The organism is Clostridium sp. LIBA-8841 (genome assembly GCF_034439435.1).
Classification (GTDB): Bacteria; Bacillota; Clostridia; order Clostridiales; family Clostridiaceae; genus Sarcina.
Genome location: NZ_JAPCKJ010000003.1, coordinates 485,844 through 508,026 on the forward strand (window position 1 = coordinate 485,844; position 22,183 = coordinate 508,026).

At 28.7% G+C, this 22,183-nt stretch carries 20 protein-coding genes; 3 read left to right on the plus strand and 17 right to left on the minus strand.

Annotated features, from left to right (window positions below):
- Positions 1-133 precede the first annotated feature (133 nt).
- Positions 134-1,444, plus strand: coding sequence for an alpha-L-fucosidase (locus tag OIF33_RS10730; protein WP_322504243.1), 1,311 nt, complete (start codon positions 134-136; stop codon positions 1,442-1,444).
- A gap of 516 nt (positions 1,445-1,960) precedes the next feature.
- Positions 1,961-2,761, plus strand: coding sequence for a tetratricopeptide repeat protein (locus OIF33_RS10735; RefSeq protein ID WP_322504244.1), 801 nt, complete (start codon positions 1,961-1,963; stop codon positions 2,759-2,761).
- A gap of 40 nt (positions 2,762-2,801) precedes the next feature.
- Here the strand turns inward: OIF33_RS10735 and OIF33_RS10740 are convergent, their stop codons facing one another.
- The 7 genes from OIF33_RS10740 to ulaG form a co-directional block, all read right to left on the minus strand.
- Positions 2,802-3,650 (minus strand): L-ribulose-5-phosphate 3-epimerase, encoded by an 849-nt coding sequence (locus OIF33_RS10740; RefSeq protein WP_322504245.1) that lies wholly within the window; start codon positions 3,648-3,650, stop codon positions 2,802-2,804.
- A gap of 18 nt (positions 3,651-3,668) precedes the next feature.
- Entirely contained in the window at positions 3,669-4,367 is a 699-nt protein-coding gene (araD, locus tag OIF33_RS10745) for an L-ribulose-5-phosphate 4-epimerase (protein WP_322504246.1), read from the minus strand.
- A gap of 138 nt (positions 4,368-4,505) precedes the next feature.
- Positions 4,506-5,540, minus strand: a complete 1,035-nt coding sequence (locus tag OIF33_RS10750; RefSeq protein ID WP_322504247.1) for a hypothetical protein — start codon at positions 5,538-5,540, stop codon at positions 4,506-4,508.
- 107 nt (positions 5,541-5,647) lie between these two features.
- Positions 5,648-5,938 carry a PTS sugar transporter subunit IIB gene (locus OIF33_RS10755; protein ID WP_003457096.1) on the minus strand — a complete coding sequence of 97 codons (291 nt, stop codon included), beginning with the start codon at positions 5,936-5,938 and terminating at the stop codon, positions 5,648-5,650.
- Between the two features lie 114 nt (positions 5,939-6,052).
- On the minus strand, positions 6,053-7,519 hold the full coding sequence (locus OIF33_RS10760) for a PTS ascorbate transporter subunit IIC (protein WP_322504248.1): 1,467 nt from the start codon (positions 7,517-7,519) through the stop codon (positions 6,053-6,055).
- 186 nt (positions 7,520-7,705) lie between these two features.
- A complete protein-coding gene (locus OIF33_RS10765; RefSeq protein WP_322504249.1) occupies positions 7,706-8,140 on the minus strand; it encodes a PTS sugar transporter subunit IIA in 435 nt (144 codons plus the stop codon).
- Positions 8,141-8,164: 24 nt separating this feature from the next.
- The gene (gene ulaG, locus OIF33_RS10770; RefSeq protein WP_061426562.1) at positions 8,165-9,229 is read right to left on the minus strand and encodes an L-ascorbate 6-phosphate lactonase; all 1,065 of its coding nucleotides are present in this window, start codon (positions 9,227-9,229) and stop codon (positions 8,165-8,167) included.
- Between the two features lie 444 nt (positions 9,230-9,673).
- On the opposite strand from ulaG, the gene OIF33_RS10775 reads away from it, so the two are divergent.
- On the plus strand, positions 9,674-10,453 hold the full coding sequence (locus OIF33_RS10775) for a DeoR/GlpR family DNA-binding transcription regulator (protein ID WP_322504250.1): 780 nt from the start codon (positions 9,674-9,676) through the stop codon (positions 10,451-10,453).
- Between the two features lie 114 nt (positions 10,454-10,567).
- Here the strand turns inward: OIF33_RS10775 and OIF33_RS10780 are convergent, their stop codons facing one another.
- From OIF33_RS10780 to OIF33_RS10825, 10 genes are all read right to left on the minus strand, one after another.
- Entirely contained in the window at positions 10,568-11,389 is an 822-nt protein-coding gene (locus tag OIF33_RS10780; RefSeq protein ID WP_322504251.1) for a YjjW family glycine radical enzyme activase, read from the minus strand.
- An 8-nt stretch (positions 11,390-11,397) separates the two neighbouring features.
- Positions 11,398-12,891: a YjjI family glycine radical enzyme gene (locus OIF33_RS10785; protein ID WP_322504252.1), complete on the minus strand. Its 1,494-nt coding sequence runs from the start codon at positions 12,889-12,891 to the stop codon at positions 11,398-11,400.
- Positions 12,892-13,061: 170 nt separating this feature from the next.
- Complete coding sequence (locus OIF33_RS10790) at positions 13,062-14,453, minus strand: DUF2334 domain-containing protein (RefSeq protein WP_322504253.1); 1,392 nt, start codon at positions 14,451-14,453, stop codon at positions 13,062-13,064.
- 179 nt (positions 14,454-14,632) lie between these two features.
- A complete protein-coding gene (locus OIF33_RS10795) occupies positions 14,633-15,970 on the minus strand; it encodes a VWA-like domain-containing protein (protein ID WP_322504254.1) in 1,338 nt (445 codons plus the stop codon).
- A 13-nt stretch (positions 15,971-15,983) separates the two neighbouring features.
- Positions 15,984-17,099 carry an ATP-binding protein gene (locus tag OIF33_RS10800; RefSeq protein ID WP_322504255.1) on the minus strand — a complete coding sequence of 372 codons (1,116 nt, stop codon included), beginning with the start codon at positions 17,097-17,099 and terminating at the stop codon, positions 15,984-15,986.
- A gap of 145 nt (positions 17,100-17,244) precedes the next feature.
- Positions 17,245-18,030: a hypothetical protein gene (locus OIF33_RS10805; RefSeq protein WP_322504256.1), complete on the minus strand. Its 786-nt coding sequence runs from the start codon at positions 18,028-18,030 to the stop codon at positions 17,245-17,247.
- A 209-nt stretch (positions 18,031-18,239) separates the two neighbouring features.
- The gene (locus OIF33_RS10810) at positions 18,240-19,031 is read right to left on the minus strand and encodes a GTP pyrophosphokinase family protein (RefSeq protein WP_322504257.1); all 792 of its coding nucleotides are present in this window, start codon (positions 19,029-19,031) and stop codon (positions 18,240-18,242) included.
- A 172-nt stretch (positions 19,032-19,203) separates the two neighbouring features.
- Positions 19,204-19,896, minus strand: a complete 693-nt coding sequence (locus OIF33_RS10815; protein ID WP_322504258.1) for a metallophosphoesterase — start codon at positions 19,894-19,896, stop codon at positions 19,204-19,206.
- A 421-nt stretch (positions 19,897-20,317) separates the two neighbouring features.
- Positions 20,318-21,538 (minus strand): tyrosine--tRNA ligase, encoded by a 1,221-nt coding sequence (gene tyrS, locus OIF33_RS10820; protein ID WP_322504259.1) that lies wholly within the window; start codon positions 21,536-21,538, stop codon positions 20,318-20,320.
- A 228-nt stretch (positions 21,539-21,766) separates the two neighbouring features.
- Positions 21,767-22,180, minus strand: coding sequence for a hypothetical protein (locus tag OIF33_RS10825; protein ID WP_322504260.1), 414 nt, complete (start codon positions 22,178-22,180; stop codon positions 21,767-21,769).
- Between the last annotated feature and the right edge of the window lie 3 nt (positions 22,181-22,183).

Below are 22,183 nucleotides of genomic sequence, written 5' to 3' on the forward strand. Positions count from 1 at the left end.
CACTAGCTACAGTTCTTTTTTTAACAAATTTTATATTCATTAAATCATTTTCATTTTTTTACTTTTATGGTTGTTTATGTATAAAATAAGTATTATAATTTAATAAAAGCTTTTATTTTAAGGGGGAGAGATAATGAATACAACTCTAATTAAAGTAACTCCAACTAAAGAACAAAGAAAATACCAAGAAGATGAATTAATAGCTTTCTTAGACATTCACTCTAATACATTTACAGCAAATTGTGGGAATAATGATGAAGCTCCTTCTTTGTTTAAAAAAGAAACTTCATTTAACACAGATAACTGGGCAGAAAACTTATTTAAATTTGGATTTAAAAAAGTTATTTTAACAGCTAAGCTTAATAATGGTATTTGTTTATGGCAAAGCAACTGTTCAAAAGTTAATATAAATAATCCTTATTTTGAAAATAGTTGTGAGGATTTGGTAAAAAAAGTTAGTAAATCTTGCAAAAAGTTTGGACTTAAATTTGGTATTCATCTTACTTTAAAAGATTATCTCACTTTGAACTTAACTCCTGAAGAATATGATAATTACTATATTTCGCAATTAAAAGAACTTATGACTAATTATTCTCCTATAAGCGAAGTTATTATGGATATGACTTCCTTAGATGAGTCCTATGAATCACTTAACTTTGAGAGATACTTTAAAATTATCAAAGAAATAAATCCTAAATGTATGATCTCTAGTCCTATAGGCCCTGATGTACGTTGGATGTATTACTCTGATGTAAAAGCATTAAAAACATCTTTCTACTCTTCTGTAAATTTAGATCTTTTAAAAGAAGATTTAAACAATGAAGAGGTAAGAAATGGAGATATTCACGGTGACACTTGGATTGTTGGGGAAAGTATTTACTCTTTATCTGATTGTGTAAACCACAAAGAAAATGCATTATCTATTTTAAAGCACGTTTATAACAATTCTTTAGGAAGAAATACTAATCTAATATTAGTTTTATCTCCTAATACAGATGGCTTATTAAATGGTAATGACATCCGTACACTTTCTGATTTTTCAAAATATATAAAAGAGACTTTTTCTAATAATCTTATTAAAGGCTCTTCTATATTGGCTACAAACTCATCATCTAGTGATAGCTATAACCTAATTGACGATTATAAGAAATCCTATTGGATAGCTAATGAAAATGCAGTAAATCCTTATATAGAAATAGATTTTAAAACTGTTACTGAATTTAATATTTTAGAAATAAGAGAATGGATTGCCGAAGGTCAAAACGTAGAAGAATTTAAAGTTTATGCTTATAACAATGGCTGGTTTGAACTTTACAATGGCTCTTCTATAGGATATAGACACATAGCTAAACTTAATAATATCAAAACTGATAAAATTAAGATTTCATTTACTAAATATAAAAATCCACCTATGATTAATCATATTGGTGCATATATTGGATAACTCTTAATAAATAATGTTCTTATTAAATGTAGTAAAACGTTAAATATATTCTAAAATAGAGCTTTATACTTTTTAAAGAAAGAGATATGTATTTTAAAATACATATCTCTTTTAAGTTTATGCTCCATTTTAAACTAGTGTTGATTTTTAACTAGAACTGCAAGACAATCTTAATGAGCAATTAGTATTGCAGTTCCTCATAGCTAGAAACTCTAAGATTCCAAATTGCCCAAACTATTATGAAAAGTTTCTACGTAAGAATAATAACGTTAAGATGCTTTTTCTGTTTGAGCATAATCAAAAAGAAATATAATCTCACTATATATAGTTGCATCACATAAGTTCAAGGTTCAAAATTAAAACTTTTACTTAACCTTCAACCTAAAATAAAGTCTAAGTTTGAAATAACTTTTTGTAAACCTAATTAAGTAAAGTTGTATTAAGTATAAAATTCCATTAAAATTAATCTTATAACATAATTACAACATTTTGTATTTTACTGGAGGCGTAATAAAAATGAAAACAGCTTATGACTTTATAATTGCTTTAATATTAGCATTTGTATTAGTAATGATGAAACAATACATTCTTGCATTGCTTGTTGTATTAATCTATGCTTTATACAAATATAATAAGAAAAAGCCATACATTTTAGCTTATAAGGGTAATGTTGCCTTTAAAAATGGTGAAAGGGAAAAATCCTTAGAACTTTATAAAAAAGCTTGTACATATAAAAATACTAGTGATAGCATAAGACTTCAATATGCATACCTTACACTTTATTTAGGTAATTTAGATGAAGCAACTAAGCTTTTACAGGCTATTGACTATGATAAATTACCTGAAAGATTAAGAGCTTCTTATACAATGACAGACTCTCTTATAACTTGGAAAAATGGAGACTTAAAGAAAGCTATTGAAAATCTAAGAAAACTTCACACTGAGTATGAAAATACTACAGTTTATGAAACATTAGGATATTTCTTAGTTTTAGATAAAGATTACGATGAAGCACTACAATATAATCTTTTAGCTTATGAATATGATTCTGATAATGTTGTTATAACTGATAATTTAGCTGAATCATACTATTTTACTGGTAATGTAGAAAAGGCTAAAGAACTTTATAAAAAGCTTTTAGAAAATGATCCTGGTATTCCAGAGCCATACTATTATTATGGGCTTATTCTTAAAGATGAAGGAGATATAGAAGGAGCTTTAGAGGTTTTTGACAAAGCTTTAACTAAAAGAGAGTCTTATTTCTCAGTACTTAACAAAGATAAAATAAGAGCTGCAATAGCAGAGTTAAAAATATAGTAAAAAAAGCATTAGATCAAATCTAATGCTTTTTTTAACCTTATTTTCTTAAAGCTCTATTGAATTTTTCTTCTATAAATTCTCTTGAATTCTTTATCTCAACTCTATAGTCACCAGTACCTGTGTACCAGAACTCAGTAACAAATCTTCTTACTCCCATGTTATATGATTCTTTTATTATACTTTCAAAATCAACATGTCCAGTTCCAAATGGAATTTCTCTAAACTTACCTGGTTTTGTTTCCTTAAGATGAACAGCCATTATGTGACCTTTACCAATTCTTAAATCTTCAATAACATTTTTATTATATTTAGTAGCAGCATTAGTTATATTTCCGCAGTCAGGATAAACCCCTAAGTATGGTGAATCAACCTTTTTAACATAACTCATAGCTTTTTCAACTGTGTTCATAAACTCAGTTTCCATAGTTTCGAAAGCTAAAATTATTCCTGATCTGGCAGCCATTTCAACAGCTTTTTTTAGATTTTCATAGAATAATTTTCTTGTTTCTTCACTACCCTCTTCATAATAAACATCATACCCTGCTAATTGAATTATCCTAATTCCTAAATCATCAGCTAACTCTATAGCCTTCTCCATTATTCTCATACCACGATTTCTAGTTGTTTCATCTGCACTCCCTATAGGATATTTTCTATGTCCACTAAGACACATAGTTCTTATTGGAAGACCAACTTCATACATAAGGTCTACTAAAACCTTTCTTTCTTCTTTTGTCATATCAAGTCTTTTTAACTTTTCATCAGTTTCATCTATGCTCATTTCTAAAAAATCAAAATTATTATCTTTTGCACATTGAAGTTTTTCTCTCCAAGTAAGTGTATTTGGCATAGCTTTCTCATATAATCCAATAAAATATTCCTTCATTTTAATCAACTCCTTTTCTTAAGCTCCTGTTTGTCCATAGTAAGAATTTGGACCATGCTTTCTTGAAAAGTGTTTATTTAATAAATCATCAGACATACTATCTACATTTTTATTTGCTAATATTTCTGTATTGTATGCCATCATTGCTACTTCTTCTAGAACAACAGCATTATGAACAGCCTCTTTAGCATCCTTTCCCCAAGTAAAAGGACCATGATTTTTAACAAGTACTGCTGGAATATTCTCTGGATTCATGTCCTTGAATCTTTCAACAATTACAACTCCTGTATTATATTCATAATTTCCTTCAATCTCTTCTCTAGTCATGTCTCTTGTACAAGGAATTTCATCAGCAAAATAGTCTGCCTGAGTTGTTCCATATGGTTTTATTCCTCTTCCTGCTTGTGCAAATATTGTTGCCCATCTAGAATGGGTATGAACTATTCCTCCTATATTCTTAAACTCCTTGTAAAGTTTCAAATGAGTACCTGTATCTGATGAAGGTTTATATTTTCCTTCAACAACATTTCCTCCTAAATCAACCACAACCATATCTTCTGGTTTCATTGTGTCATACTCAACTCCTGATGGTTTAATTACAACAAGTCCTTTTTCTCTATCTATGGCAGAAACATTGCCCCATGTAAATGTTACTAAATTATATTTTGGAAGAAGCATATTAGCTTCGTAAACTTCTTTTTTTAAGTTCTCTAACATATAAAAGATCCTCCTTAGACTCTTAATAACCCTTATAGCAAAATTTGTTTTTCAGTATTTAGTATTAATTCGCTTAATAAACTTTAAAATAAAGCTCTCTTATTAATTAACAAACTAAAATAAACTTATTATCTTTTATTAATCAGTAACAATATATAGGGCAGCTTGTCCAAGCTCTCTATTTGCAGATATTATTATATCTCTATCATCTTCATTTAAAACGGCAACATTACTTGGTCCAACCCCTGACTCAATAACTACAGTTTCAAATTCTAATTTTTCTTTATCAGTACATTGAATATAAAATAAATCTTTATCGCATCTTCTATAACCACCTATTATAGTTGGAACTCCTCTTAGCTTACCACCCCAAACAACATGTCCAAAATCCATTTCTTTTGGATACTCATAAATAATTTTATATTCATCTCCATACTTTTTATTTATTCTGAAATGTTTACCATGGAATTCTTCAATAGTAACTAATTCATCTTCACCATCTTCATCTATATCTACAACAGCTACATCACTTGTAGGTCTATTCATTATTTTTTCAATAATCCATTCCTCATTATCACTTTGAGGTGGTGTTACTCTAAATACTCCTTCTTGAGATGTTACTAAACCAACCATTTTTCCATCATGATATGCTCTACAATATCCATGATTTTTAGTTAATCCGTCTTTTATAACCTTAAGCTCAATAGGATTATTTAAATCTTCTGAAATTTCTCCTACATATATCTTACCTGGATCGCTCCAATCATCTTTAAATTGCTTACTATTACATAAAACTGCTCCTAAGAAATACAACTTTCCATTAGCTTCTAAAATATCGAAACGATGTAGATATGGTAGCTTAAATAATGTTTTTATTTCCCACTTTCCATTTTCATATCTTCCCCATACTATCTCAGCATCTTCTGATTGAAATGTAGGGAAAAATCTTTGAACTGCTAGAAAATCGCCATTTTTTCCTGGGATAGGAATTATAGACATTGTTCCTCCTGGACCATCCCAAACAGTTGATTGTTTAAAATCATCGCCCTCATACATGAAGCAAGGACCTTCTCCTTCAGTTGCTATAAGTATTTTTCTATCTCCATCAATAACAGTACTACTTGTTGCATAACATCTATGTAAGTCAGTTAAAAACTTCTTTTCTATTTTCATCTTATATTCCTCCTAGATTATAAATAATTAAAATAAAGTCTCATTTATAACATAGTACCTATCTCTTAACCCTCTAAGAAATAAGTACTATATCATAACTTTTATATTTATTTATTTACTATATTTTCTACAATCTTTTCTTCAATTTCTTTTTCTGATAAAAGATTTTTAAGTCCTATAACAATAGTTCCTGAAGCCTTTGCTTTATCAAAATTTCCTTTTAATGCATCTGAACAGAATACTACATCATAACTTGAAGCTTCTGTTTTTGCTGCTCCTATACTTGTATGATGAATTGATACAGGAATATTTAACTTTTTAAATATCTTCTCTATTTTCATTTTTATAATTTGACTTGATCCCATTCCATTTCCACATGCTGCTATTACTTTTAACATAAATATCTCCTCCTAATTAACACCAATTATTTTTATCTATATATTTTAATTTTGATCTATTTTATTTTGATAGTTAGTACTTAACAGTGGTACTAACTATAAATTGATTTGAAGCTAATTTTGTACTTTTTCCTTTTCTTTGTCTTCTAAATATCCTTCATAATCTTCAACTAACTTAAAATAACCCTTTTTATTTTTAAAATATTGAATTTGAGGTATTAAAAGCATTCCTACTACTGCTATTCCAACCCCTACATAAGCAAACTTGTCCATAAGAACTCCAACTACTGGCCATAATGTATCCCAATCAAAGTTTCCATGCCATCCTCCAAATTGAGCTAATCCAAAATAGTAAGCAGCAAATGCTCCACCTAAAACCTGTATAACTCCTGAAACGAATGGAATTATCATGGCAGCCTTCAATCCACCTTTTCTGTTAGCAAACACTGCAAATGTAGCATTATCAAAGAATAATGGTACGAATCCACTTATTATAAGTACTGGACTTTGGAAAACTACAAGTCCTATTATTGCTATAAATTGACCTACTGCTCCAAATAAGAATCCAATAGTGACTGCATTTGGATGTCCAAATCCATAAGTTGCTGCACAATCTACAGCTGGTACTGATCCTGGAAGTATTTTATTTGAAATACCTTGGAATGATTCAGTAAGTTCTGAAACGAACATTCTAACACCCATTTGTAATATACTTAAGTAAACTGCAAAGTTAAGTGATTTTTCTAGTATATAAAATAAGAAATTTGTATTTTGATCAAATCCCTTATCGATTGTATGCATTAAATCTGGTCCTAGTATTCCCATAATTATTCCGAAGAAAACAGTCATTAATATGCCAGTTGCTACAACGTTATCACTAAATATAGATAAGAATCCTGGAAGTTCTAAATCCTCAATACTCTTTTTACTATTTCCTATTTTTCCAGCTATTTTATCAGTTATCCAAACTCCTAACATTTGTTGATGACCTATTGCAAATCCACCACCTTCAGTAAGATCTTGGCATGGTTCAACTGTAAGATTAGAAAATACTGCCCAGTATGTTCCAAGAAGTAATCCTAGCATTACTACTACTCCCATATTACTTAAATTTGGGAAACATAAAAATACTAACCATAAAGCTGTAGCTGATTGTTGTACCATTACATGCCCTGTAATAAATACTGTACGAACCTTTGTAAATTTTCTAAGTAATACAAGTACTAAGTTGAATAAGAATGCTATAAGTAAAACTACCATCATCATAGAAAAAGATTTTCCTATATTCCCTATAGCCTCTTGAGCCGCTGTTTGTCCAAAATAAGGATCTATAACTGCCGCCTGTAAATTAAATCTATCTTTAAGGCCCGCAAGAATTGGACGGAAGTTACTAACAAGTCCACCTGCTGCAACATTTAAAATTAAATAACCGACTGTTGCCTTTATAAATCCTGCCAAAGCATCATAAAAAGGTCTCTTAAGTAATAAGTAACCAATAAGAACTATAAATCCAATGAAAAATGCAGGTTTTGTCAGAATGTTATTTTGGAAAAACTCCCAAATGCAGATTATAAAATCCATAATACTTCTCCTCCCATATCCCTTTTCTTAACTTGTTCTAATATTATTTAAACTGTTTTAATTTATAACTTAACTGAAAACTAAATCAAATTAGTCTTACCTATTTACTATAGTTTCTACAGTACTTTAGTTTAAAACCTACCTAAAGCACTGTAGAAACTTCAAAACTTGTTTTTTCAAAATCTCTTATACTAATTTTTTAAGATCCTCAACTGATTGAGCTTCTAAAAGCTTTTCTACAGTTTCTTCATCTGAAATTAACTCAACCATTTTAGTTAAATTCTTTAAATGTACTTCATTATCTACTGAAGCTAAAACAAAGAATAATTGAGCATCATACTCTTCACCCTCACCAAAACTTACAGGAGTATTCGTTTTCATAAAACATATAGCTGTTTCATTAACTCCATGTTCTTCTTGTGCATGTGGTATAGCAATCTTTGGTGCAATCACTATATATGGTCCATGTTTTTTAATACTCTTTATTATTAAATCCGCATATTCTTTTTCGATAACTTTTTCTTTTTCTAAGGGAGCGCATGCAGCCTTAACTGCATCTTCCCAATTATCAAAGCCATCATGAAAAGAATATCTACCTTTTTCTATTAATTCTTTTAACATGATTATTTCCTCCACTCTTAAATCTTATAGGAATGAGTTATATGGTAAGTTTATATCTACAGAGAAACAATCATCGAATCCTCTTGGATAATGATATTCTCTCTTATCCTTATCTTCTGGGAATGTAAACTTTCCACCTACTTGCCATATAAATGGTATAAATTTATATTGTAATCTATATTTTTTCATGTCGTATAATGCTAAGATTTCATTTGTATCAGCTTGGAAGTTTGACCATATATCATGATGGAATGGTATTACTACTTGAGTATTTAATGCTTCAGCCATTCTTAAAATATCTACTGATGTCATTTTATCTGTAATACCTCTTGGATTTTCTCCATATGAGCCAAGGGCAACATCTATTTTATAATCATTTCCATGCTTAGCATAATAATTTGAATAATGTGAATCTCCACTATGATAAAGATTTCCTCCTGGAGTTTCTATTAAATAGTTAACAGCCTTATAATCCATATCTACTGGCATCTTTCCTCTTAAATCTCCTTCTGGAGGAGCTGTTATTAAAGCTGTTCTATCGAAAGATTCTAAAGCATGTAATTGAATATCTTTTATTTTTATTACATCTCCAGGTTTAACAACTATACATCTTTCCTTTGGCACTCCCCATCCTATCCATTTATCAACACATGCTTGTGGTCCTATAAATGGAACATCTTCTGAACAATTTTTTAAAACTGCAGCTGCAACATTTATATCTATATGATCGTTATGATCATGTGTTGATATTATTGCATCAACATTCTTTATTGCAAATGGATCTAATACAAAAGGTGCAACTCTTAAATTAGGTTGTAGTTTCTTACCTCCACACATTCTTGCCATTTGATGCTCTGGATTTATGTAAGGATTCTTCTTTGTTCTTTTTCCACTTCCGCACCAAAAGTCTATACATATGTTTGTATTCCCTTGAGTTTTAAGCCATATACCTGTACAACCAAGCCACCACATAGAAAATGTTCCTGGTTTAACCACTTCATTTTCTATCTCTTCATTTAACCAAGTTCCCCATTCTGGAAATGTATTTAAAATCCATGATTCTCTTGTTATTTCATTTACTTTACTCATAATTATACCTCCACCCATTTGATTGTTTTGAACGTTTATTAAGTTTGTTCAATCACTTTATGATTAAATTATATACTGTAATTGTTTTCCTTGCAAGTATTTTCTGATTGTTTTTGTTATTTTTCTGTTTTTTTGTGCCATCAATCAAATAATTTCTAATTTTTATGTTCATTTTGATTATTTTTCATTCTATTTACGTTGATTTATACTATTCTTTTATGTACAATTATTATAAATAGTAATATGAAATTTAATGTTAGCTATAATAAACTTCAGTATTTAATTATTAAACTTAAATATAACTTCATATTTTTTAAAATTACTATCTACAAATTTTAGTACTTTTTTAAATCATCTATATATAATTTTATTTTAGATTTATAATATTCGGAGAGATATTTATAGAAAATAATACCAAACAATATCGATTAGGAGGCATTTATAATGAAAAACGCAAAAGGCTTTGTTTTTAAAAGACAACAAGCAATATTAAAATATTTAAAAGAAAATAAATTTGCTAAAACAGAAGAATTAGCTACTTTATTAAAAACATCTAATATAACAATAAGAAGAGATTTTCAAAACCTAGAAAAAGAAGGAGTTATAAGAAGAAAATATGGTGGTGCTGAACTTATTGAAGGAGCTTTGAGCGAAGATCCTTATTTCAATCATAGTAATGTTGAAAGAGAAAAAATTAAAGATTCTATAGCTAAAAAAGCTGCTGAATTTATAGAAGACGGCGATAGTATATTCATAAACTCCAGTTCAACTGCAATAAAACTCTTAGAATATATAGAAGATAAAAGAGTTATGGTAATTACAAACAATGGTAAAATCTTAGGTATGAATTTATCGCCTAATGTAGAGATAATACTTACAGGCGGTGAAGTATATGGAAGAAAGCAATCTATGGTTGGTGATATAGCCACTCAGATAATTTCTAAAATAACTGCAACTAAATGTTTTATAGGAGTTAGTGGTATAAATGCTAATACAGGAATTAGTACATCTGTTCTCCAGGAAACCACAGTAAATATGAAGATGCTAGAAAATTGTAATGGCCCAACTTTCGTCTTAGCAGATAACTCAAAAATAGGGATACATCATAATTTTTCTAGTGGAGATATTTCTAAAGTTAATTATGTAATCACAAATGAGATAGAAGATGATACGTCTGAACTTGAAAAATTAAGAGAAAAAGGAGTAAAAATAATATTCTCATAAAATAATATTTCAATATTTTTTTCTTATTAAAATTTATAAAACTTAACTAAAAAAGATAAAAGCAAATTAATTACTTTTATCTTTTTTCATTACTTAAATTTAATACATAAAATATTAAGTTATTATTGTATCCTTGCATCCATTAGATATAGATTTATCTTTCAACTGATTCATATAATCATCTCTTGGACTTATTCTACCATGAGCTTCTATGCCCTCTTCTCTAACACCAAACTGTCTATACTTTATAAGTTTATACCTACATTTATCACCAATTATTTTAGACACAACATCCACTGTTTTTTCACTATCTAAACCTGGTGCTATAACAGTTCTAACCTCATACATCTTATTTAAATCTAATATTCTTTTTAAATTCTCTAGTACTAATTTATTTGATGATTTAGTTAACCATATACTTTCTTCTTCATCAATAGACTTAACATCTAACATAAATTTATCTGTAAATTCTATAATCTCATGATTTAATTCAGTATTTCCATTAGTGTCAACAAAACATGTTAATCCCATCTTTTTAACTTCTTTAAAAAGTTTTATTAAAAAATCTGAGTTTAGAGTACATTCTCCTCCACTAACAGTTATTCCTCTTATAAAAAACCTATCATTTTCTATCTTTTTTATAAGTTCTTCTACTGAATAATCCTTAACCTTTGGAGAAGACATATGCTCACATATTTTTATGCACTTATCGCAAGCAACACACTCCTCTTCATCCCAAATAACTTTTCCATCTTTAATTGATAATGCTCCTACTTCACAATTTTCAACACACTTTCCACAAGCTATACATTTATTGATAGTCTCAGGATTGTGGCAATATAGACATTGAAAATTACATCCTTGAAAAAATATAACCATTCTATTTCCTGGTCCATCGACACAAGAAAAAGGAATTATTTTATTTACTAAAGCCATAATATCACTTACTTTCTAAGTTTTCTTTCAAAGGCATGGCAATTATTCTTAGCTCCCATAGCAAAGACATCTGTATTATTAAGAACAGCCTCTCCTCTTTCAAGCTTTTCAACCTCTGAACGCTTTGCTAAATATCCTGTAACCCTTATTACATCTGCTCCACTACCATAAACAGACATATATCTTATTCCTGAATTAAAAGCTCCTTTTATAATATCAACTAAAGCTTCAGGATGCTCATTATAAGTATCTTCAAATACAAATATGTCTCCTATTCCATTACAAAAATACTTATGGAATGGTGCTGATTGCATTATATGCTTAAATAATTCTGGTTCTTCTCCAACTGGTATTCTACATCCTGGTGATACCATTTGATCTAAATCTATTCCTACTTGTGCATGAAGAACATAGTGTCCTCCAAAACAATTTACATGCTTTGCTTCATGCTGTGATACTATTTTATTTAATTTTTCTATTATGCTTAATCCAAGCTTATTAGCTTTTTCTGAATATCCAAATCTATCATTTTGTTTTTCTGCTCCTAATAAGCTATTTACAGCCTCTGCTAATCCTACTACACCAAACATTCCTGTAAATAGTTTTTTCTGAATAAAACCTTCTTTTACTAAGAAATTAGATGTAAAGAACTGAGTTTCCTCAACTAAAAATCTTATTCTTTCATCTATATACTCAATCATCTTGGTACTAACATAAGGTAATACATTCTCTAAAAAGTCATCTACTGAACTAGCTTTTTTAGCTACTTCATTTAATTTTATTCTTACAAGGGTATATCCACCTCCACCAATATGAAATCCATTATAACAACTTGCTATTGCATATCTATCAGTCCCAAAACTTTTTACATCCATTTTATGATTTGCAAAACTTGGCTTAGCTGTACTCAAAGCAACTCTAGCACAAAGATTCATAAAATCTTCTGGAGTATTTTCAACATCATACTTCATAGTTAAATTTGGAACTGCACATTGAAGTTCATCCATAACTTCTAATATTAATCTACCTGCTACTGTTTCTCTTGGCCCTATATTGGCATGTACAAAAGAATCAGTTAAGGTTCTATCTATATGCTGTAAAAATAGTTTAATTGCTTTTTTAGCTTCTTTCTCATCTTCTATAAATGGGTCTAAAAGCTCGTCTAAATTTCCAAGATAAACTGGAAATGTAGTTATTGAAGGTACATGCTTATAAAAAATTAATAGATTATTTGTAGCCTCCCATATATCTTCTGGAGCTGAAAGTTTTAAAAACTCACATCCCTTTTCCATTAATAAAGAATAATCTGGAATTATATATCTAGGTCTAAATGGTGCATTCCCCTCGAAAAGCGTACATATGCACCCATCATCTATTAATTTTTTTGTTTCTTCATCAACGTTTAAAACCTCAATTGTATTTTCTGCATAAGCAGCTAAGTTTTTAATTTGTTGGTGATATGTTAATGAATTATCCTTTAGTATTTCTAAGACTCTTTCCATCTCTTCCCCTCCTGTAAAACATATATATAAATTTATTATACCGTTTTTATGTAAGCGTGTACAATCCTCTAAGTAATATATAATCACTAACAAGTTTTATTTAATCCATAATTTAAAATTAAAGCTCCTTTATTCAATGAAATTCTATTCATTGAACAAAGAAGCTTTAATTATTTAACCTGACTGTTAAGTTCATCTACTGTTATAGTCTTGCAACCTCTTTCTTTTAATGAAGATATTATTTTTATTATCATTGAATCTTCATCAAAACTATAGATTTCGTCATTATTTTCAGTATCATTTTTATCATTTATACTTCCTAAAAATTTATATGGATGTATGAAAAATCCTGTGAAAATCTCATCTCCGCAGTTTCTAATTCTTTTTGCTACAGCTTCTCCATTATCTTTTACATATCCTAAAGGAGCTGGAACATATAATGTTGATTTATTGCTAAGACTAATTAATGGATTTAAGTTCCAATAGCCTGCATAAGGTTCAAACATAATTGGGAAATATTGTTCTATTATTTTTTGTTGCTTTCTATCATCCTTATAATGAGGACTTTCAAAGAAACCTATTGGTATGTTTAATGTATTCGAAGTTCTTAAAGAGGATTCCACTACATTTAGTATCTCACTATCTTTATTATTAACATTCCACTTTAATTCCACTCCAACTCCACTTATTTCTTTATTATGTTGATGTGTATATCCATGAAGCCCTATTACTGCTCCTCTATTTATCAAATGGTCTAACATATTTATAAAATGAACATTCTCAAAGCTATTATCCTTAAGAAGATCATTATCAATCCCCTCTTTAGGATTTATGTATCTTGGTATCCATGCTATGTGAAAAACTATATCATTAGCCTTAAAATAATCACCTAAATACTTCATCTTTTCTATGTTATTATCTTTTAAAAAAACACCACCTGCTGCTACATCCTCCATTCTGATTACAGCTGCTTTTCCTGCTTCCACTTTATATTTTGAATCTATATTAGGATTTTCTCCTTCAAAAAAGTATATTGAATTCTTATTTTTGTACCAATCATCTCTTAAATCAAGAAGTTCTTTAAAATCATTTATAGATAAATATTTCTTATTATTTTCTTCTAAAACTTCTCCTCTTAATCCTAAAAATTCATTACCTTTTAAAATTTCTTCCTTTTCTAAGTCTATGTAATTATTACTTTTTTTACTTAAAACTTTATTTCTATCTATGTATGCTTGTCCATTTTTTACCATATCATCTATTGAAATATAATATCTTAAGTTCTTTTCATATATCTTATCTTCAAAAGTTAATAAATTATTATCTAGAAAAATCTTCAATCCATCTACTTTAACTACAGACCTATTTTTTTCACCTTCTACAGTTAAATATTTTTTATCTTCTCTTTTAATTGCGCAATCAAAAGTTATTTTATCTCCCTTTACTTCAATATTAGTTATAGCATTTTCTCTAAATCTCATTATTTTCAAAGATATTACCACTAATGAAATTATTACGATCATTAATAATACCCAAAGCACATTTTTAACCTTCTCTTTCACCCAATCCCTCCTTTATGAAGTTTATTTATATATAATAATCACTAGCCCCCAACTAAATTCTTATATAAAAATTTAATAGCTATTGCTTATTTAAATAAATATAATTATTTAAGTATCTAAAAATTAATATAGCACATATTGATTTCCAATTAAATCAATATGTGCTATATTTTATTTATTTATCTAGCCCAATCATGAAGATTATCCTTCATTTCTTGTAATCCGTCCATAATTGTATATTTTTCACCTTTTTCTTTTTCTAAATGTTTAACAGTTCCGAAAGCTCTATTAAGACTTAATTCTTCCTTACCGGTTAAAACCCAAAGAGTTCTATAATTTATAGGCTTAACCTCTAAGTCTTTCTCTCCAGCGCCATCTGTGAAATACACAAGTATATGATTTCTCATATTATTTTCTTTTATATATCTGAAGACAGGTGAAAATTTAGTTGAGCCATTTTTTTTACTTCTTGGTTTTATGTCCTTTATTCCTCTTAAGTCATATATTCTTCTTATTTCATCATCACATTCAATAATTTTTATTTCAGCACTCTTATTTTTAACAATCCCTAAGACTTCAACTATTATATTCTCAAATTCTTTATCAGAAATTGAGGCTGAAACATCTATGGCTATTAATATTTTTGGAATGGAATTAGGTAATTTCCCTCTTAAGTCTAACCTTTCTGGAAGACGTCTATCTTTTCTAGTTATTGTCTTTTTATAACTTCCTCTAGTTGTAGGAAGTATATTTTTTAAAAATTCACTCCATTTGATTTCAGGCTTCTCCTTCATTAAAAGAATTATCTTTTCTAAATCCTTAGGAGCCTTTCCCTTATAAGCATTTATGGCAGTCTTTTTAGTTGTTCCCTCTAAACTATCTAAACTTACTGAAACCTCTTCCCATACTTCATGAGATCCTTCTTGATCTACTAAATCTCCTGCTTCTCCATCCTTATCAGTAATACCATATTTTTTTCTTCTCTCAATAGCTTTTTGAATTTCTTCAGCATACTTTTCCATAGGCATGTCTGGTTTTAAATCTATATTATACTCTAGATTTACATAATCCAATCTCTTACTATATGGCGGTAAATTCTTTATATATTGATTTATTGCTATATCCATAGCTATACTAACAGCTAACTTTGAATATTTTCTACTTAAAGCTTTTTCTCTAGCATAGTGCGACATCATTATATGATAAACCTCATGCTTTAAAAGCGCCTGAACCTCTTTCAAATCACATTCTAATACTATTCTTGGGTTAAACATCATAGTAAAATAACTCATCTCAGGCTTAGTAGCTATAGGCCATTTTATATCAGTTCTTATTTCCCTTTTGACATGAATTAAGAATTGACCGAAAAATGAGTTTTCTTTGTCATAAAGAGAGATTATAACTTTTTCTATTAATCCCCAAAACTCTCTTTTAAAATCTTCTGTTAAGGGTTTATTTTCCTCCTCAGCTTCCATAACTATATTAAGAAGCTTTCTTCTAGTTCTTTCAAAATCCATAAGATTTCACCACCTAGCTATATATATCAAAGAATGCTTCTAAGAACTTATCCTCATTTAATAATCTACCGTATAAAGTTTCTGAATGGTCACTTTTTATTTCTTTCATTATTCCAAGTCTTAAGTCTTTTGGATAACAAGATAATAAATCTGAAAATACTTCTAATTCTTTATTATACTCTTTTAATCCTTCAAGATAGTATAAAGCACTCTTAGCTATAATATACATTCTTGAGTGATTTTCACTCATTATTCTTTCTCTAACATTAAAACCTAAAACATCACTTTCAAATATTTCTTCATTTGAAATAATAGGCTTATTAAGATTACTTATATATGATATGAATTCTTGTGCTATAGTTGAGCCTACATTTCCTTTTAAAGCACTATAAAGTATTTCCTTAGAGAAACTCTTCTTATTTGCTAAATAAACTCTATAGGCCTTAGAAACCCTTTCCCAACTTCTTGGAGTAGCTTTTATAGTCTCTAAAGAATTAGGTGTATGGAAATACTCTGGAAATGTTGATAAAAACTCTATTATATGTTCATGTATATTTCCTTCTCCCATAGCCCAACTCATCCATTCCTTAAGATTTGAGCTAATATCAATCCAAACAAATCTATCTTCTTGAGCTAGGTCCATTTCAATAACTTGATAATCACTATCTTCATAATTATCATATTTATTTGATGGGTTCATAGCAGCTAATATGTACACATCTTCACTTAATTTATATCCATTTATCTCTCTATTTAATATAAGATTCATAAGCTCTTGTTGAACAGCATGCTCACATCTATTTAACTCGTCAATAAATAAAAGAATCTTTTCTCCTTTTTCAATATGCTCATCAATTTCCATAAGCTTAACATGTGTAGCATATCTTGTTACACTTCTTTTTACTATTTCTCCTTCAAAGACAATCTCCTTCTTCTCAACCATTGGAAGGCCACCAATCTCTCCTTCTTTAAGAAGATTTCCATCTATAGTAACTAAATGATAATTATTTACTTTACTAAGCTCTTTTGCTAAAGAAGTTTTACCTATACCACTTTCTCCAATTAAAAGAGGTACCTCTCCTGTCATAAGAACTAAATTAACTGTGCTTAATGCTTCTTTAAAATCCACCTTGGTCGTCCCTTCTTTCTCCTAATATATCCGTAAAAACTTACCTTCTAACCTCGTATAAAAATTCTAATACATTTTTCAAAATTTCTTAATAATTCTATTTTAACTTTTTTATTTTAACTATATTTTAAACTAATGTTGATTTTTAGATAGATAGCATACTATCTACTAATATTATTTTTGCTCTTTTACTTCCATACTCTTTAATAAATTCTACCTTATTCATTTCTAAAACTTCTAAATCTATAAAATCTAAAAGATATTTTTCATCTACATCTTCTTCAGCAACTTTTTTCATAAGAATTTCAACAACCATATCAATATCTATACTTTCATAAAGATATTTAACAACATTTATATTATCTCCTATGAACATCTCTAAATCTTCATAAGTATAATTAGGTAAGAAATTTATCGACTCTGCATCCTCTTTAACAGCAGCTCTCATAGCCTCTAAAGTTGGATTTTTTATAAACTTAATTGCTGACCAATGATTTTTTACTGCAATTAGTTGTACTTCTTCTGAAGGATCTTCAATATACTTTATAGCATCATAATCTCTTGAAACAGCTATTTGTTTTAACTTTTCTGAAGGATTCTTCACAAATTGTATAGCCCATCCTTTTGTTTTAACAGCTTCTTCTATTACTTTTTCTGATGGATTGCTAATAAGTTTTAAAGCATTCCATAAAGATTTAACTGCTAATATACATAATTCCTCTGATGGTTCTTTTACATATTCTATAGTAGTTGGATTCCTTCTTATAGCTTCCTCTTTACACTTTTCACATTGATTTTCAATGTATTGAATTGTAAATGGATTCTTCTTAATAGCCTCTAATTGAACTTGTTCAGAAGGATTTTCTATCTCTTTTATATATAAAGGATTTTCCTTAACCTTTTTTAATTCTAAATTATCCATAGTATTCATAAACACACATCCTCAAGTTTATTTTATCCATCTCAATAAAATCTCAATATATTTTAATAATAAATTTAATCTTAAAACAATCTTATCTCAATTACTAATATAAATTTAATTAATATATTTTATTATATAATAATTATTATTAAATATAAAGACCCCTACATACAAAAATACCACCTTAAAGCTAAGGAGGTATTTTAAATTATTTTAATTTAAATATTATACTTATCTATATCTCTTTGAACAGCTTGTAATAATTTATTGAGTTCCCAAACTTCTCCCTCTTCAATAAGTTTATTTAAACTTATTTGATATCTAGAAGCTTCTGCTACCTTTCCTATTGAAATAAGGGTTAAAATACTATTCATTATATTTGTTATAATATCTGATTTAACTTCAAACAAAGTTTGAGCATCCTTTATTTCATCTTTTATTTCAAGCATTTCTTCATCTAAAGTAAATGCTGCATCTGCTGCACGCTTTAATTTTAACTGTATATCTTTTGGCAGATTCTTTTTATATTTGTAATTTAAAGAATGTTCGATTGTAGCCCAGAAATTCATAGCCAAAGTCCTTATTTGAAACTCAGCAAGTATATCTTTTTGCCCTTCTGCCATATTTATAGGGTATCTTATAACAACATGATAGCTTCTATAGCCACTTGGCTTTACATTGCTAACATAGTCCTTTTCATAAAGAACCTGCATATCTCTTCTCTTCCTTATAATATTGACAACAGTATCTATATCATCAACAAACTGGCACATTATCCTTATACCTGCAATATCCTCCATCTCATATTGAATTCTATCTACAGGAATATTATACTTATTTGCCTTCTCTAATATACTAGATACTTCCTTTACCCTTCCAGTTACAAATTCTATTGGAGAATACTCATTTTTTCTTCTAAATTCTTTTCTAATACTTCTTAACTTTACCTTTAATTCACTTACCGCTTGATCATAAGGAGTTAAAAAGTCTTTCCAATTTTGTATAGCCATAGAACCACCTATTTCCTAACTCTCTTAGAGAGATTATTTAACTCTCCTCGCTCATTATACCAAAAAAAGTATTAAAACTAAATATTTCGAAGTTTTAATTTATCTAAAATTAAGAAATTGTCCAAGAAAAATTCTGATTAATTCTTGATCTATTTAATGTAAAATATAAATTTTAATCTAATATTTTTATAGGATTAAAATCTATAAAATCACAACTTGTAAGCTTATACTCTATTCCATCTCTCTCTTCATTTAATAGCTTACCTTTAAGAGCCATACCATGAAGATGTCCATATATAACCTTATCCACACCAAATTCTTTAAATATCTCCATAAAAGCTGAATCCTCAAACTTTTCATTTGTAGGAGGATAATGTATCATACATATTATCTTTTCATATCCTGCTTTTTTAGCTTCTTCTAAAGATAATCTTAATCTTATTTGCTCTCTATCAAAAATCTTTTTATCTTTTTGGGTAAATTTATCAGACCCCTCACAAATCCATCCTCTAGTTCCACATATAGCCCAATCTTTATATATAAAAAAATTATTTTGAATAAATTTTGTATTTTCATACATTTTATTTAACTTTGAGATACTTCCCCACCAATAATCATGATTTCCCTTAATTATTATTTTTTTGCCTGGAAGTGAATTTATCCAGTCTAAATCATCTTTACTCTCATCAGCCTTCATTGACCAAGAAATATCTCCTGCTATTAAAACAGTGTCTTCCTCAGTAATTTTATTTTCCCAATTTTCCTTTATCTTCTCATGATGATTACGCCATTTCTCACCAAAGATATCCATTGGTTTATCTGTATTAAGTGCTAAATGCAAATCTGAGATAGCATATAACGCCATATTTCATCACCTTTCATATTTCTATTTTACCTTATAGCCACTTATAGTTATTAAAGAAAACCTTCTTTAACATACTAAAATAAATTAGCTAAATATAACCTATCTTTTAACTAAGCCTCTTTTATCAGTAATTTATTATACACTCTTATTAATTATATATACAAGTTTCTAAAAGTACTAACCTATTTTTATTTACTAAGAAAACCTATTAAAAAATTACTATTAACTCAAATAATATTATGTAATCTTCATCAGCTATTTTTATAATTAAGCTAGTTCTCAAGGACTAGCTAAAAATCAACACTCACCTAAAACAGAGCCTCTTATTAATTGATTTCAAATTAAAAGGAGTGTATTTAGAATATCCCCCAATTAACTTTAATTGGGGGATATACTCTAATACACTCCTCTTTAAAAGGTACTATGCTAAAACTATTTTATTGTAGTTTTTCTTACCTCTTTTAATTAATACTTCACCATTTTCAAAGTCAGCTTCTTCCAATGTCTTTTTGAAATCAGCAACTTTTTCTCCATTTAATGATAATCCACCTTGCTTAACAAGTCTCTTTCCTTCAGCCTTTGATGGAACTATTTCAGCTTCAACTAAAATATCTAAAAGTTCATTTCCTAACTTATCTTTTCCCATTTCATAAGTTGGAACATTACTCATGTCTCCACCTTTTCCAAATAAAGCTTCAGCAGCTTGTTGAGCCTTTGCAGCTTCTTCTTCACCATGTATAAGTTTAGTTACTTCAAATGCTAAAACTTTTTTAGCTTCATTTATTTGTGATCCTTCTAAACTTGAAAGTCTTCTAACTTCATCCATTGGAACAAATGTTAATAATTTTAAGCATTTTTCAACGTCTGCGTCATTAACATTTCTCCAGTATTGGTAAAACTCGTATGGAGAAGTTTTCTCTGCATCTAACCATAATGCACCATTAACTGTTTTACCCATCTTTTGTCCTTCTGAGTTAGTTAATAATGTACAAGTCATAGCATATGCACTCTCTTGTGATTTCTTTCTTACAAGTTCAACACCAGCTATCATGTTTGACCATTGATCGTCTCCACCTAGCTCCATTTTACAATTGTATTTTTTATTTAAAACGTAGAAATCATATCCTTGCATTAACATGTAGTTAAATTCTAAGAATGAAAGTCCTCTTTCAAGTCTTTGTTTAAAGCACTCTGCTGAAAGCATTCTGTTAACTGAGAAGTGAACTCCAACTTCTCTTAAGAATTCAACATAGTTTTGATTTAATAGCCAATCAGCATTATTAACAAGTATAGCCTTATCATCTGAAAAATCTATGAATTTCTCCATTTGCTTTTTGATACAAGCAACATTGTGCGCTATAGTCTCGTTAGTCATCATTTTTCTCATGTCAGTTTTACCACTTGGATCTCCAATTGTAGCAGTACCACCACCTATTAAAGCTATTGGTCTATGACCTGCTTTTTGCATATGAGCCATGAACATCATCGCTATAAAATGTCCTACATGTAAACTATCAGCTGTTGGGTCAAATCCTATATAAAAAGTAACTTTTTCCTTTTCTAAAAGTTCTCTTGTTTCAGCTTCATGAGTAAACTGTTTTATGTACCCACGTTCCATTAACGTATCCAATACATTAGCCATTTGTTTATCCCTCCAAAAAAATTTTAATCCAGCTCACTGGCTGGTGCTATATTTAGCATATCATATAGTATATAGTATATCCTTTATTATATTAATTCTCAATTGATTTTAAAAAAAATAAGAACTATAACTTTTAATTATAGTTCTTATTCTACTTATAGTATTAAATATTTTATAAATACTACAATAATCTATATAAAACAAATTATTTTCTAAACTAGCTAATCTTTACGCCACATACTTTTTTATATTTTCAGACATTCTTTCTATATCACCATGAACAGTTACAAATACGTTTACATCTAATTCTCTACTCATAAGTTCTATTCTCTCTAAATAACTTTCTAATTCTTCTAAATTTACATCCTCTAAAATATTCGCTATGCTATCAATATATATGCTTTCAATATCATAATCTCTAGAGACTATTCCTTGTAAGAAACCATAAAACTGTTCATAGCTATTTACACAGTAATTGTTCATAGGTATAAGCCTAACCTTTTTGTTTAATTGAAGCATTCTTTTATTATCATCGTCAATAAATATAATACTTCCTTTTGATTTTTCAATCTCCTCATTAGCTAGCTTAACTAAATTTTTGCTTTTTCCAGCACCTCTTTGGTTAAAGAATAATTGAATCATCTT